Source organism: Pseudonocardia sp. CA-107938 (genome assembly GCF_050936315.1).
Classification (GTDB): Bacteria; Actinomycetota; Actinomycetes; order Mycobacteriales; family Pseudonocardiaceae; genus Pseudonocardia.
This window is the reverse complement of sequence record NZ_JBNJNA010000002.1, coordinates 1,631,730-1,645,567: the sequence shown is the minus strand read 5'-3', so window position 1 is coordinate 1,645,567 and position 13,838 is coordinate 1,631,730. Positions and strand designations below refer to the sequence as shown.

General features: G+C 69.6%; 10 protein-coding genes. 9 read left to right on the top strand and 1 reads right to left on the bottom strand.

Going from position 1 to position 13,838, the window contains the following annotated elements; all coding sequences use genetic code 11:
- Positions 1–27 precede the first annotated feature (27 nt).
- The 4 genes from ACQEVB_RS40695 (at position 28) to ACQEVB_RS40680 (ending at position 4,915) form a co-directional block, all read left to right on the top strand.
- A complete protein-coding gene (locus tag ACQEVB_RS40695) occupies positions 28–873 on the top strand; it encodes a helix-turn-helix domain-containing protein (RefSeq protein ID WP_432985302.1) in 846 nt (281 codons plus the stop codon).
- Entirely contained in the window at positions 870–1,076 is a 207-nt protein-coding gene (locus ACQEVB_RS40690; protein WP_432985299.1) for a DUF397 domain-containing protein, read from the top strand. The genes ACQEVB_RS40695 and ACQEVB_RS40690 overlap by 4 nt, the downstream gene beginning before the upstream one ends.
- 567 nt (positions 1,077–1,643) lie before the next feature.
- A complete protein-coding gene (locus ACQEVB_RS40685) occupies positions 1,644–4,466 on the top strand; it encodes a choice-of-anchor D domain-containing protein (protein ID WP_432985296.1) in 2,823 nt (940 codons plus the stop codon).
- A 14-nt stretch (positions 4,467–4,480) separates the two neighbouring features.
- Complete coding sequence (locus ACQEVB_RS40680; RefSeq protein ID WP_432985293.1) at positions 4,481–4,915, top strand: hypothetical protein; 435 nt, start codon at positions 4,481–4,483, stop codon at positions 4,913–4,915.
- 724 nt (positions 4,916–5,639) lie between these two features.
- Here ACQEVB_RS40680 and ACQEVB_RS40675 read toward each other — a convergent pair.
- Positions 5,640–6,062: a hypothetical protein gene (locus ACQEVB_RS40675; RefSeq protein ID WP_432985290.1), complete on the bottom strand. Its 423-nt coding sequence runs from the start codon at positions 6,060–6,062 to the stop codon at positions 5,640–5,642.
- Positions 6,063–6,865: 803 nt separating this feature from the next.
- On the opposite strand from ACQEVB_RS40675, the gene cas3 reads away from it, so the two are divergent.
- Genes cas3 through cas5e form a run of 5 tightly spaced genes read left to right on the top strand, consistent with a single transcriptional unit; the run spans position 6,866 to position 13,837 of the window.
- Positions 6,866–9,631 (top strand): CRISPR-associated helicase Cas3', encoded by a 2,766-nt coding sequence (gene cas3, locus ACQEVB_RS40670; RefSeq protein ID WP_432985287.1) that lies wholly within the window; start codon positions 6,866–6,868, stop codon positions 9,629–9,631.
- Positions 9,632–9,685: 54 nt separating this feature from the next.
- Positions 9,686–11,329: a type I-E CRISPR-associated protein Cse1/CasA gene (gene casA / locus ACQEVB_RS40665; RefSeq protein ID WP_432985284.1), complete on the top strand. Its 1,644-nt coding sequence runs from the start codon at positions 9,686–9,688 to the stop codon at positions 11,327–11,329.
- Positions 11,326–11,910: a type I-E CRISPR-associated protein Cse2/CasB gene (casB, locus tag ACQEVB_RS40660; RefSeq protein ID WP_432985281.1), complete on the top strand. Its 585-nt coding sequence runs from the start codon at positions 11,326–11,328 to the stop codon at positions 11,908–11,910. Before casA ends, casB begins: the two co-directional genes overlap by 4 nt.
- Positions 11,847–13,049 carry a type I-E CRISPR-associated protein Cas7/Cse4/CasC gene (gene cas7e, locus ACQEVB_RS40655; RefSeq protein WP_432985278.1) on the top strand — a complete coding sequence of 401 codons (1,203 nt, stop codon included), beginning with the start codon at positions 11,847–11,849 and terminating at the stop codon, positions 13,047–13,049. Before casB ends, cas7e begins: the two co-directional genes overlap by 64 nt.
- Positions 13,050–13,057: 8 nt before the next feature.
- Entirely contained in the window at positions 13,058–13,837 is a 780-nt protein-coding gene (gene cas5e / locus ACQEVB_RS40650; protein ID WP_432985275.1) for a type I-E CRISPR-associated protein Cas5/CasD, read from the top strand.
- Position 13,838 lies beyond the last annotated feature (1 nt).

The following is a 13,838-nucleotide window of genomic DNA, read 5'->3' as shown; positions in this document are numbered from 1 at the left end:
GGTCGTGCGCATGCGACGATGCGCAACGTGCCTCAACAGATCCCGACAACCCGCCGCCTGCGGCTGGCACGAGACCTGCGCCGGCTTCGCGAACAAGCCGGCGTGTCCCGTGAACAGGTCATGGAGCTGCTCGACTGCGACCCGGCGAAGGTCTCCCGCATCGAGTCCGGCAAGCAGGGCGTCTCGGCAGCCGAGGCCCGGGTTCTCCTGGGGCTGTACAAGGTCGACGATCCTGCCGAGCAGGACAGGATTCTCACGCTGGTGCGCGAGGCCCGGAAGCGCGACGAGATCGTCGCAGTCCCCTCCTACCTCCGTGCATACGTCTCCCTCGAAGCCGAGGCGGTGGAGATCAAGGTCTTCCAGATCGATCTCATCCCGGCCATGTTGCAGACCGAGCGCTACATCCGGGCCATCGCAGCCGCGCACGACCCGACGCAGTCGCCAACCGAGGTCGAGCAGCTCGTCGCGATCCGGCGCGAACGCCAGTCGAGATTGTTCACCGACAACCCGCCCACGCTCTGGGTGGTGCTGACCGAAGCCGCGGTACGCACCCTCGCCGGCGACAGCGACGTCATGCGAGAGCAACTTGCTCGGGTCCTGGAGATGGCCGAGTTGCCGCACGTCTCCGTGCGAATGATCCCGTTCGCCGCCGGACCGCATGCCTCGATGGGGATGCCGTTCCTGATCCTGCGACTAGCGGAGCCCGAGGGCGCACAGGTGGTGTACCTCGAGGACCGCTGGAGCGCCGACTACCTGGACAAACCCAAGCAGACCTCCGCCTACGCAGAGGTCTTCGATCGTCTCTGCACGTCGGCGATGGACGAGCAGGCCACACGGACTGCGATCAACGGGGTGATGAAGGAGCTGCCATGATCGAGACGGAAGGCCTAACCTGGCACAAGTCCAGCTATTCAAACGGCGGCGGCGGCGAGTGCGTCGAAGTCGCCAAACTTCCCGACGGTGGCCGGGCAGTCCGTGACACCAAGGCTCACGGCCACGGTCCCGTGCTGCATTTCACCGCGTCCGAGTGGCAGGCGTTCATCGCGGGCGCAAAGGACGGCGAGTTCGACGACTGATCAACGCCGGGATTTTGGGGATCGCGGTGGTGGTGGCGGCGGCGGTGGCGTTGAGGGCTGGTGGTCTCGGCCGCGCGCGACCCCTGGTGGTGATCTGGGAGACCGGAATCGCTTGTTCTCGCTGTCCGGATCCGCACGCGGCCAGCTGCCTGTTGGCGTGGTCCTTGACGCGGAGTTTTTACCACGTCTTGCGGTGGTACCCCATGTGGTTACGGCTGCCGGGCGAACACCATGACGCGACGGTGGTGCTGCCAGAGTGGTGCGAGCCGGTCCTTCATGAGAACGCGACGTTGCCCCCGCTGGTGGTCCGGCTGCGACAGACGTGGCGGGAGGTTCGGGGTGGCGACCGCGGCGGAGCTGACCCGCCTGGAATCTGAAGGATCCCAGACGTCCTGGTAGTCGGAGCGCGACGGCGCGTGGGAGCCAGTTTAGGTTCGCGCCAGGTCCTCCTCTGGTGATCTCGGGGTGTAACGGCGCCGTCACTCATGACGAATGAATCGTGCGTTGCCGCGCCGCGTCGAAGACCTCTTCCGCGCCGTCCGGCCGCGGCCGGGAAGGGAGGGGCGAATGGGCGGCGCCCTCGGCGACGTACACGCGGACGTGCACGTCGCGGGCGACATGCAAGGCCAGATCGCCGTCGGCAACAACATCGTGCAGATCGGCGTCATGCACGGAAACGTCGTCGTCCCGGCCACCTCGATCCCACAACCGGTGCGGCGGCCGGAACCCCTACGGGTGATCCCACGGCCGCCCGTGCCGTTCCACGGGCGGCGCACCGAAGCGGCGTTGCTCGTCGCGGAGGCCCGGACCGGTCGCGTGGTCGCCGTGCAGGGCCCGCCCGGCATCGGACGCTCCACGCTGCTACGGCACGTGGCCACGCACCGCGACCTGGCGTCGGTCATCTACTTCTCCGCGCGTGACGCAACGCTCGACGATGCCGTCCAGATGCTGTTCGAGGCGTGCTACTCGAGCGTCACCGCAGTCAAGCCGACCCTGGCGCAGGCAAGGCTGTGGTTGGGCGACATTCGTGCAGCGGTGGTGGTCGACGACATCCCCGCCGCCCACGTCACACGGCTGGTCGACGTTGCGCCCCGATGCGGCTTCGTCGTCGCCCCGGTGAACGGTGGGCCCGCGGGCGTCCGGTCGGTACCACTGTCGGGTCTCGCCACGGACGAAGCACGAGCCCTGCTGGAACACGGTCTGGGCCGCCCCCTGCTGCCCAGCGAGACCTACGCTGCCGACCGGTTGTGCATGCTGGCGGGGAACGCCCCGAACCGGGTGCTCGCCGCCGCAGCAGCCGCACGCAACTCCGGTCGACCGCTGCCCGAGTTCGCCGAGTCGGCGTGGACCGGAGGGCAGCCGGGTCCACGACCCACAGGTGTAGAGAGGCGCCTGCTCGACGTGCTCGCCGCCGTACCCGGCGCCCTGCTCGACGAGCGGTGGCTCGCGATGATCACAGGGGTGCCCGATGCGGGCGCCCGGCTCGCCCGCGCGGCCGCGAGCGGGCTCGTCGAGCACGTCCCCGACCTTGGATTCCGCGCAACCGGCTGGGCAACCTCGACTGAACAGGCCCGCGCCTGCCTTGTCGACCACGCAGTGCGGTGGGCGCAAGCGCGCGACGGCCGGGCACACCGGCCGTCCACGACGGTGGAGGCACTGCGCTGCATCCAGGCCGACTGCGCGCGGCGCGGCGAATGGCGGGCAGTGCTGGACCTGGGCCGAGTGCTCGACCCCAGCTACGCCCAGTCCGGGCGATGGGACGCCTGGCACGACGTCCTCACCACGAACCTCACCGCCGCACAGGCGATGGGCGACCGCGCCGCCGAGGCACTGGCCCTGCACCAGCTGGGCACCCGCGAACTCTGCCTGGCCGGCACGGCCGCCGCCGCATCCCTGCTCGCCGCCGCGCTGGCGATCCGCCAGGCCATAGGCGACACCCACGGCGCCGCGGCGACCGGCCACAACCTATCGATCCTGCCCTCCGCCCCGACACCGATCCCCCTTCGCCGGCCGAGGGCCACGCGGCATGCGCACCATGTACGGACGGCTGTCGCCGTGGCCGCTACGGCGGTCATCGGTGCGTCCATGACCGCCACCGTCGTACTGGCCTCGGCATCGCCGTCGGTCGCGTTTGAGCCCGCGGGGATCTCTTTCCAGGCGCAGCCGGTCAACCAGCCCGGCACCGTCCAATCCATTTCGTTGATCAACCACGGCAGCGCGACCGCCCACCTCACCGGCATCCGGTCAGCCGGCACCGACGCCACCGACTTCGAGATCACCGACACGAACTGCGGCACCGAGCTCCCACCAGGCCAATCCTGCCGGGCCTCCATCACGTTCACCCCGGTCGCGGAAGGCGAGCGCCAGGCCAAACTCGCTCTCGACACGGCCGACGGAGCGCCGATCCAGGCACACCTGTCCGGCACCGGATCGCCGCCGATCGGCCCGACCTCCGATCCACCCGCCGTCGTGTTCGGCCCTCAAGAGGTGGGCACCGGCAGCACCCCGTTCACCGTGACCCTGACCGCCCCAGCCAGCGGCACAGGTCTCGGCAGCCTCGTGCCCGACGGCCCGGCTGCCGCCGACTACCAGCTGGTCGCCGACACCTGCTCCCACATCACCGCACCTGCCGGCGGCACATGCACCTTCGCCGTCCTCTTCACACCGTCCGCGACCGGCACCAGATCCGCCTCCGTACAGATCCCCGCAACCGACGGACGCGTGGTCGCGACCGTGCCTGTGCGCGGAACGGGCACCCCGCCCAGGACAGCCACACCGGTACCGGTTGGAGCGGTCGTTCCCCGAACGATCGGCATGCCCCTCGCGGCTGCCCAGAATGCGATCAGCGCAGCACGCCTCCGGCCCGGCGCCGTCACCTCAGCACCGAGCGACACGGTCCCCGCAGGTTCAGTGGTGTCGAGCAGCCCACCGGCCGGCACCAGCCTGGCACCCGGGAGTCAGGTCCGGCTCGTCACGTCCTCGGGCGCTGCGGGTTGCACGGTGCCTCAGCTCGTCGGGCTGACGATCGAGGCGGCGAAGGCCGCCATCGCACGAAGCTGCGGTGTGCTCGGCGAAATGCGGCGGGGCAAGCCCAGCCTCGCGGTCAAACAGGCCACGGTGACCAGCACCGATCCGCCAGCTGGCACGACCCTGGCGAAAGGTGAGCCCGTCCAGCTTGCGGTCTCGACGCCCGGAGTCTCGGTACCGAACGTGGACGTGGACGACCACACGATCGAGGACGCCGAGAGGGAGATCAAGAAGGCCAATCTGGTCGTCGGGACTGTCCCAAAGGTCGTCAAGACGGGTGACAAGCTCGGAACCAGTCCTGGACTCGGGACCGTCGTCGCTGTCGGCTCCGCAGTCAACATCATCATCGTCAACAGCGACTGACCCAAGGAGCCCACATGACCAGCAAGGACAATAGCGTCAAGGCCCGGATCCGCATCGGTGGCGACGCATCCGGCCAGATCGCCGTCGGCAACCGGATCACACAGACGTCGACCCGAATCGAACGGCCCGAGGTCAGCGACGCCGAGCTGGCCGAGCTGCAGGCACTGATCAACGACCTCCGCACACGCATCGCCACCGAAGCTCCGCCGGAACGCCGCGACGGCGCCGTAGAGCGGGTGGACGAGCTCGCCGAGGCGATCACCGCCGAGCAGCCGGACATCGGCACCGTCCGCTACGTGCTCAACTGGTTCCGCGACAAGATCGGCCCACTCGCGGGCGCCGTCCGGGACCTGGTGCTCAACCCGCTCGTCGCGAAGGTCGTCGGCGCGGCCGGCGACGTCGCCGCCAAGGACCTCGAGCGCCTGCTCCACGACGTCATGGGAGCCTGAGTCCACCTGCCTCGGACCATTCCCCGATCCTCGCGGAATCCCTAGTCAAACGATTGGGCGAACCCCGGAACCGAGCTCGCAGTGCTCGACTGCGGCGGCAGCGACTGGGGTTGCTTCGTCGCGGAACAACCCCGCGAGCGCGGGGACGACGGCTGCGAGGCTCTTGGCGGCGACGACATCGTGGGACCACCCCGCCAGCGCGGGGACGACGCGAAGCCAGGGCGAGAAAGCCAGCCGTTGATGGGATCACCCCCGCGAGCGCAGGGACGACGACGACGAGTTCATGGCGCAGATCGATGGCCTGGGGCCACCCCGCGAGCGCGGGGACGACTTGGCCGGGAAGTCGACGATATCTTCACGGAACGGACCACCCCCGCGAGCGCGGGACGACCGGCTTCGCGGCCCGGACCGGTTGGCGACCGAGAGACCACCCCCGGGAGCGCGGGGACGACACTGCGGTGCGCTGGTAGCCCGACGCCTCGTTAGGACCACCCCCGCGAGCGCGGGGACGAAAGGGCCTTGTCGCGTGCGGCCTGCAGCTCGAGGGGACCACCCCGCGAGCGCGGGGACGACACCACCCACCGGTGATAGCCGAGCGGGTTGCCGGGACCACCCCAGCGAGCGCGGGGACGACGCTTGTTGACCTGCATCGATGTCCTCGGTATCCGTCGAACTGCGTCGACTTCAGCCTCTCCTGAACCGCCCGCGGCGCAGATCCCCGCGGTCAGCAGGCAGCCGAGACGCCCTTGTGTTTCGCGAGGTTCACGACCACCGCGGTACATGTCGGGCAGATCGCCCACCCGAGAAGAGTCGTGTCGGCGGGCTGACCGGTGGGACGGACCTGCTCGCCGGTCAGCTCCGCGATCACGGTGGAGCGTCGGTTCAGCTGCCGCTGCTTGACCGGCACCTCGGCTGGCGCCGGGCGACCCTCGGCACGAAGGAGCCGGGCGAGCCGGTTGAAGTTCGCCGGGTTGTAGTCCGCCGACTTCGGGTTGGCGTTGAAGGTGACCCGAAAGCCGGGCCGTTGACCGTTCTCGTCGGTCATCCGTCCGTCGTCGGTCACCAGTGAGATGGACTGGTCAGGCTGGTCGTAGAAGATCTCAACCGTGATCTCGACGCGTTTGAACGCGCTCGTACCGCTACTCATAGCTCTGTCCTCCAGAGGACATGTCGCGCCTCTCGAAGGCGCGGGCCGCTCCGTGCGGCCACCCACAAACTCGAAGCCCGGAAGGCGAGTGTTAACAGCGAGTACCGGCTCAGGTGCGGGGCCACAACTGCACGTGTACTCCGTCCGCTCCGTGCAGGCCGCGGACCCGCGGACCGAGATCCGGACGTGATACTCATCGCCCGGCTCCAGCGACAGCTTCGGTAGGTCCGCCACTCGCCGCCCATGCCGGTGACGGCGATCTCGTCGCCCTGGGCTTCGAGGGTCTACGGGTACTCGTCGCAGGGGCCCCCGGTGCCCTTGGTGCCGCCGGGGTTCCGCGCGTTGGCCTCACGATGCAGCGGGGCGGTCGTCTGCCCGGCCGGTGCCGTAGCGCCGACCGGTTGTCGGCGATCGACCGTGCGGTTAGGGATCGCCGCTCACTGCCGTGGGCGAATGGAAAACTCGCGAACGATCACACGTTCGGCGCAAGCAAGCACCAGCTGCCGACGCGTTGCGCGAAATCACCGGGTCCTGGCTGTGGTCGCGCAAGCACGTTGACCGCGCCGAACCCGACCATGAAGGAGGCCAACGTGACCGATCCGTCCTTCGGTGCGCGGCAGTACCTCCTGGTCGTCGACAAATGACGAAGGTGAGCGCGCCGACGCTGATCTGCCGAGCAGGGATGCCCTGGCCGGCGCTGTCGCACAGGTCGGCGAGCCACTGCGCCGTAACACGACGCTGTCATCGACAGAGTTCCTGTCCTGCGACGTCGTTGCCGAACTACACCTGGGGGGCGCACCACGATGGATCCGCTCGGCGTTATGTGGGGGAAGTCGAACGCCGGTGGTTCGATGCATCTGCTGATCGCGCACCTGCTGGATACGGCTGCGGTCGCCGAGCTGATCTGGGATCGCTACCTCGCGCCGTCGGTACGTGACGCGCTGGACCGTTGCGCGGCCGGGCAGGGCCGGGCGCTCGTTGCGCTGGTCTGCGGCCTGCACGATGTCGGGAAGGCCACGCCGGCGTTCCAGGTAAAGGACGCCGACTTAGCGGCGGTGGTCCGCGCCGCCGGGTTCGGCTGGCGGGAACCGATGCAGTCGAGCCGCTGGCACCATAGCTTGGCGGGTGGGCTGATCGTTCGGGATGCCCTGCGACGGGCGGGGTGGCCGCGGCGGAACGTGAACTGGGTATGGCCTCTGGTGGCGGGTCACCATGGCCGGGTTCCGGGAGCGGACAAGCTGGAGCTTCCTGATCGGCAGGTTCATGGTCGCGGCGGGTGGCCCGCCGCGCAGCAGGCGTTCCTCGCCCGCGTGCAGGCCGAGCTAGGCGTGGATCTGCGCGACTTCGCCGACATTCAGGTCCCGACGCAGGCAGTGCAGCTCGTGCTGTCCGGCCTGGTGGTCATGGCCGACTGGGTGGCAAGCAACGACGCAGAATTCTGCGGGATCTCCCGGCTGGACGAGGTGTCGATGGCGGCATCGAGGCACCGAGCGAGCAAGGCTTGGGATGCGTTGATGCTGCGTGGTGGCTGGTCGGCCGATGTGCTCGACCCGGGGCGCACTGCCGGCGGTCGCGACCTGATCCGGCAGCGTTTCGGCAAGTCGTCCCGGGCCTCGCAGCGCCAGGTGATCGAGCAGGCCGAGCGCATGTCAGAGCCGGGTCTGCTGATCGTTGAGGCCCCGATGGGGGAGGGGAAGACGGAAGCGGCGCTGGCCGCCGCTGAGGTCCTGGCTCGCCGGTTCGGCGCCGACGGGGTCTTCGTCGGGATGCCGACGCAGGCGACGAGCGATCCGATGTTCGGGCGGTTGCGGCGCTGGCTCGCCGCGATCGACCCCGACGTTCCCGTTGCGCTGTTGCACGGGCGCAGCCGGTTCAACAAGGAATGGATGCAACTGCGCCGCTCGGCGCGGTTTCAAGGTGTCGGCGACGAGTTCGAGCTGCCCGAAGAGTTCGGCCCGCCGGCTCGACTCGGCGGTCCAACATCGTGCTGCCCGGACGGCACCGGGGTAGCGGCGGCGGAGTGGTTCCTGGGCCGCAACCGTGGGTTGCTGGCCCCGGTGGTCGTGGCCACGGTCGATCAGCTGCTGCATGCTGCGACGCGCTCCAAGTTTGTGATGCTGCGCCATGCCGGGCTCGCCGGCCGGGTCGTGGTCCTGGACGAGGTGCATGCCCACGACATCTACATGTCCCAGTTCCTGGCCGAGGCGCTGCGCTGGCTCGCCGGTGCACGGGTTCCCGTCGTCATGCTGTCCGCGACGCTGCCCCCGGCGATGCGTGCCGCGCTCGTGCGCGCCTACGCCCAGGGGGCGACTTCTGTTCGCGACGTCGAGGTCGTGCTGGCAGACGACCCCGGCTACCCGCGGGTGACCAGCGTGGTCGGCGCTACCGCTGCAGCGGTGTCTTGCGCGTCCTGGCGCCAGTCGATCCAGGTACAGGTGGAGGTGCTGGCCGAGCCGCCGGATTTCGCCCCGGAGACGGTCAGCAATTTTGTCGTCGACGAGGTCGGCGATGGCGGGTGTGCGCTCGTCATCTGCAACACCGTCGCGCGGGCGCAGGCGGTGTATCGGGAGGTGCGTGCCGTGATCGGCGACGACGCCGTCCTGCTGCACGCACGGCTTACCGCGGCCACCCGGGCTGATCGCACTCAGCGGCTGGTGACTCAACTCGGTGCTGGTGTTACACGTCCGACGCGGCTGGTCATTGTCGCGACGCAGCTGGCCGAGCAGAGCTTCGACGTCGATGTCGATCTGCTGGTGACCGACCTGGCACCCATCGACCTGCTCCTGCAACGCGTCGGGCGCCTGCACCGCCACCAGCGCGACCCGGCCGACCGCCCTGAGCGCATGCAGACACCGCGGGTCGTCGTATCCGGGGTGCGGTTGGACGGGCCATCGTTCCCGCGCGGCAGCAGTCACGTCTACGGCGATCACCTGCTGCTGCGCGCGGCCGCCCTCGTCCACCAGGCGACACTGGACGGCGGCTGGTCGGTACCGGCGCAGGTGCCCGATCTCGTCGCTGCCGGTTACGGCGACTACTCGCTCGGGCCAGACGACTGGGCATCCCGGATGGCGACAGCTCAGGCGAACCACGAATGGTCCGAAGGTGAGCGCGCCGCTGCGGCTAAGCAGTTCCTGCTGGTCGGTGAGCAAGACTTCGGCGCGCCGACCTTGGCCGGCCTGCACGACCGCCATAGCGCCGACCTCGACAGCGACGAGAAGGTCGCGGCCGTCGTGCGGGACGGCGACCCATCGATCGAGGTCGTACTCGTCCGCCGGGAAGCCGGCAGCTACCTGACCTTGGCCGGGCGACCGATCGGCCCACACGGCGAGGGCGTCACCGATGACGCAGTCCTCGACGAGGTCACCAGCGCCACCGTCCGCCTCCCGCCCCACAACGACCTCACCCAGGCGGCACTCGCCACGCTGGCCCCGCTGTCGGGATGGGCGTTCGACCCGTGGCTGCGCCGCACCCGCGCCCTCGTGATCGAACCAGAACTGTCGGTGGCACTTGGTAGGTATCTCCTCTGCTACGACACCGACCTCGGGTTGATCGTCGAGCGCGTCTCGTAGCAGTCCTCATCTTCATCACCTCGAGTTTTGACATGCCCGAAAGGCCGGTTCGACATGAGCTTCGACCTGACGACGCAGCCCTGGATTCCGGTCACGGTGCAGGGTGTGCGCGCAGAGGTGTCGGTCCGCGACGCGCTGCTGCAGGCCCACGAGATCGACGGGCTCGCGGTCGACGATCCGCTGCAGGCGGTGGCGGTGTTGCGGCAGGTGCTGCTACCGGTCGTACTGCACGCCTTCGGGGTCCCGCGCGACATCGACGGCTGGCACGACCGGCACACCGCTGGCGCGTTCCCGCCCGAGGTCGTCACCGCCTATCTGGACGAGTATGCGGCGCGGTTCGATCTGTTCGATCCGGCCCAACCGTTCGCGCAGGTCGCAGACCTGCACGCCGCGAACGGCGAAACCAAGCCGGTGTCGCTGCTGCTCCCGCAGCTCGCCTCGGGCAACAACGTGCCGCTGTTCAGCGCTCGCACCGACGCCGACCCGCCGGCGCTGACTCCCGCCGAGGCGGCGCGCGCGGTGCTGTCCGCGCACTGCTGGGATACCGCGGCGATCAAGACCGGCGCGGTCGGCGACCCGAAGATGAAGTCTGGGAAGACCGCGGGGAACCCGACCGGGCCGCTGGGGCAGCTTGGTGTGGTGATCCCGCTGGGCGGGTCGCTGTTCGAGACGCTGATGCTCAGCGTGCCTGTCCTGCGGCAGGGGCTTCCGCTCGACGATCGGCCGCAGTGGGCGACCGAAGAACCGCAATGCCCGACCTGGGCGTCCCGCAGTCCGCACGGCCTGCTGGATCTGCTGACTTGGCAGTCGCGGCGGATCCGGCTCGTGCCCGAGAAGAACGACGGCGAGATCCGTATCAGGAGGGTCGTGCTGTGCGCCGGTGATCGGATCCAGACGTTGCCCCACGACGTCGAACCCCACACCGCGTGGCGCCTGGCGGACAGACGCAAGCCCGACGAACCGCCACGCCCCGACCGCCACCAACCCGACCGGTCGCCGTGGCGCGGGCTCGCCGCCATGATCGCCACCCGCCGACCCACATCCGAGGGCAAGGCCGCGCCCCTGGCCATGCAGCAGGTCGCCGCCCTACGCCAGGAAGGTGTGCTTCCCGAGGACTTTCCACTGCGCGCGCTGGTCGTCGGCGTCAGCTACGGCAACCAAGCTGCGGTGATCGAGGACGTCGTGTCCGACACGATCCCGCTTCCGGTGCTCGCGCTGCTCGACACCGACGACACCACCGACGACACCACCGAGGGCAACGAGGTGCGGGCGACCTTGTTGGAGGTCGTCGACCAGGCTGAGGCGCTGCGCCGAGCGGCCAACGGGCTCGACGACGACCTGCACGCCGCGCTCGGCGCCACGAAGGTGCCGTGGGACCGCGGCCAGAAGCTGGGCGAGTTACTGGTCAACGCGTTTACCCCGACCGTGCGCCGGCTGTTGGCCGGGCTACAGCGCCACCCGGACGACGCCGACCGGGCCGCAGCCGCGTGGCGCACCGTTGCCCGGCGCACCGCGGAACAGATCGCCGCGCCGGCGCTGGACGCCGTACCGGCCACCGCGTTCCTCGGCCGCAAGATCACCAAGACCCACCATGCCCGGCTCGCCACAGCGGACGCGGCATTCCGCCATCAACTCAACACGATCCTCGGCCCGGCTGAGGCGCTCGTCACCACCTCGGGGAGCGGAGGAAACCCGTGACCACATCCGACGACGTTCTAGAGACGACGCCTGGCTACGTCTGGACGCGGCGGCTGCACCCCACCCGGTCGGGCCAGATCGGCGGCATCGACGGCGCGGTTCTTGCCGCGCTGCGTCGCGGCATCGGGCGGGAGGCCGGCACCGTCGCGGCGATGTGGCCGTACTACCAGCACCTCAACGAACGCGGTGAGGTCACCCGGGTACTGCGGGCCGAGCACCTCGTGTTGACGCTGTTCGGTGTTCACCAGCAGTCGAAACGGCAACCCATGCACCGCGCCGGGGTGTCGGTCGGCGCCGCGATGGCGAGACTGCGTGGGTCTGATCGGTTCAGCACCGATGCCGTGGAGCGGCGCTTCGCCGCGTTCGCGACCGCCACATCGCTGACCGAGGCCGGCACGCACCTGCGTGGCTTGGTCACCCAGCTGCGCGAGATCGACCAGGTCATGGACTACACCGCGCTGCTCACCGACCTCGTGCACTGGCAGAACCCCGAGCGGGCCGGCGAGGTGCGCCGCAGGTGGGGCCTGCAGTTCTTCGTCACCAAGTCCAAGGACGACCACAACAAGTCGGAGGAGTTGTAATGCGCACCTACGTCGATGTGCACATCCTGCAGACGGTGCCACCGTCCAACATCAACCGCGACGACGCCGGAAGCCCGAAGCAGGCGACCTACGGTGGGGTACGGCGGGCCCGGGTGTCATCCCAGGCGTGGAAACGGGCCACCCGCCAGGCGTTCACCGACCACATCGACGAAGCGGCGCTGGCCACTCGCACCCGGCGGGTCTCCACCCTGCTGGCCAGCCGGATCGCCGACCGCGGCGGTCTCGACGCCGAACCGGCGACCCGGATCGCCACCGCGCTGCTGGCAGATCTGGGGATCAAGGCAGGAAAGAAGGAAACCGACACCGCCTACCTGCTGTTCTTCGGCCGGGCACAGATGGAGCGGCTGATCGACCCGATCGCCAACGACCTCGCCCGGATCGCCACGCTCAGCGACGACGAGCTCACGGACGCGGTCTCCGGGATCTCGGCACGCGCAGTGCTCGGAGAGGGGCATCCGATCGACGTGGCGCTGTTCGGGCGGATGGTCGCCGACATTCCCGGCCTCAACGTCGATGCCGCCGCCCAGGTCGCCCACGCGATCTCGACCCACGCCGTCGACACCGAGTTCGACTACTTCACCGCCGTCGACGACGAGAACACCGCCGACGAAACCGGCGCCGGCATGATCGGCACCGTCGAGTTCAGCTCCTCAACTCTCTACCGCTACGCGACGGTGGGCCTGCACCAGCTCACCGAGAACCTTGGCGAGGACGTGAACGCAACGGTCGAGGCGTTGCGCGTCTTCTTGACGACATTCGCGACGTCGATGCCGACCGGTCACCAGAACTCGTTCGCCCACCGCACACCCCCGAACCTCGTCACCGTCGTGGTCCGCGACGACCAACCGGTCAACCTGGTCTCGGCGTTCGAGAGGCCGGTGCGACCGATCAACGGCGGCGTCGTCAGCGACTCGATCACCGCGCTCGGCGAGGAGCTGGGCGCGGCGGCGGAGAACTGGGGGCTGCGCCCGGCCTTGGTCGCCTCGACCTACCGGGCTCCCGAGCCGGGCGCGCAGGACAAGGCGGTCGAGGCGCTCGGCACGAGCATGCCGTTCGAGCAGGTCGTGGCCACGGTCGTCGCCGCTGCCCGCGAGCGCCTGACGGGCACGGACCGGTGAGCTGTCTGGTGCTGCGCCTGGCGGGGCCGCTGCAGTCCTGGGGCGGGCACAGCCAGTACAACCGGCGCGAAACCCTCGGCGAACCGACGAAGAGCGGCATCGTTGGGCTGCTCGCGGCCGCGCAGGGCCGCCGCCGCCACGAACCCATCGAGGACCTCGTCAACCTGACCCTCGGCGTGCGGACCGACCAGCCCGGCACGCTGCTGCGCGACTTCCACACCGTCAGCGACCTGCGCGGTCTCGGGCTGCCGACCGCGGCGGTTGACGGCAAGGGACGTCAGAAACGCCGCTCGACCGGCGCCTCCCAGCTGACATACCGCTACTACCTGCAGGACGCGGTGTTCGTCGCGGCCGTCGAGGCACCCGAGCCGGTGCTGGCCGGATTGGCCGACGCCGTGCGTGCGCCGGGCTTCCCGCTCGCCCTCGGGCGCCGCGCGTGCCCACCCGCGATGCCGCTGCTCCTACCCTCACCCACCTCCGGGTACCTCTGGCCCGGTAACGCCATCGACGTCCTCGGCGCCGTGACCTGGCAGGCCGGCCCGGCAACGCGGGCGGCGATCGAGCGCCGACGACACCGGCCGCGCACGATTGACCTGCCCATCACCGTCGACGACCCCAGCGGCGACGACGTCCGCACCGACGTGCCGCGCAGCTTCGACCTTCACCGCCGATCGTTCGGCACCCGGCGAGTACGCCAGGACTGGGTCCACCTTGCACCGCCCTACGCCGTGCCCGATCAGACCGGGCCCGCCGACCCACACGACCCGTTCGCACTCCTGGGCTGGTGAT

Excerpts from the sequence above, each read along its gene's own strand:
- cas3 (WP_432985287.1), top strand. The coding sequence starts at position 6,866 with ATGGATCCGCTCGGCGTTATGTGGGGGAAGTCGAACGCCGGTGGTTCG.
- ACQEVB_RS40675 (WP_432985290.1), bottom strand. The coding sequence starts at position 6,062 with ATGAGTAGCGGTACGAGCGCGTTCAAACGCGTCGAGATCACGGTTGAG.
- ACQEVB_RS40685 (WP_432985296.1), top strand. The coding sequence starts at position 1,644 with ATGGGCGGCGCCCTCGGCGACGTACACGCGGACGTGCACGTCGCGGGC.
- ACQEVB_RS40680 (WP_432985293.1), top strand. The coding sequence starts at position 4,481 with ATGACCAGCAAGGACAATAGCGTCAAGGCCCGGATCCGCATCGGTGGC.
- casA (WP_432985284.1), top strand. The coding sequence starts at position 9,686 with ATGAGCTTCGACCTGACGACGCAGCCCTGGATTCCGGTCACGGTGCAG.
- ACQEVB_RS40690 (WP_432985299.1), top strand. The coding sequence starts at position 870 with ATGATCGAGACGGAAGGCCTAACCTGGCACAAGTCCAGCTATTCAAAC.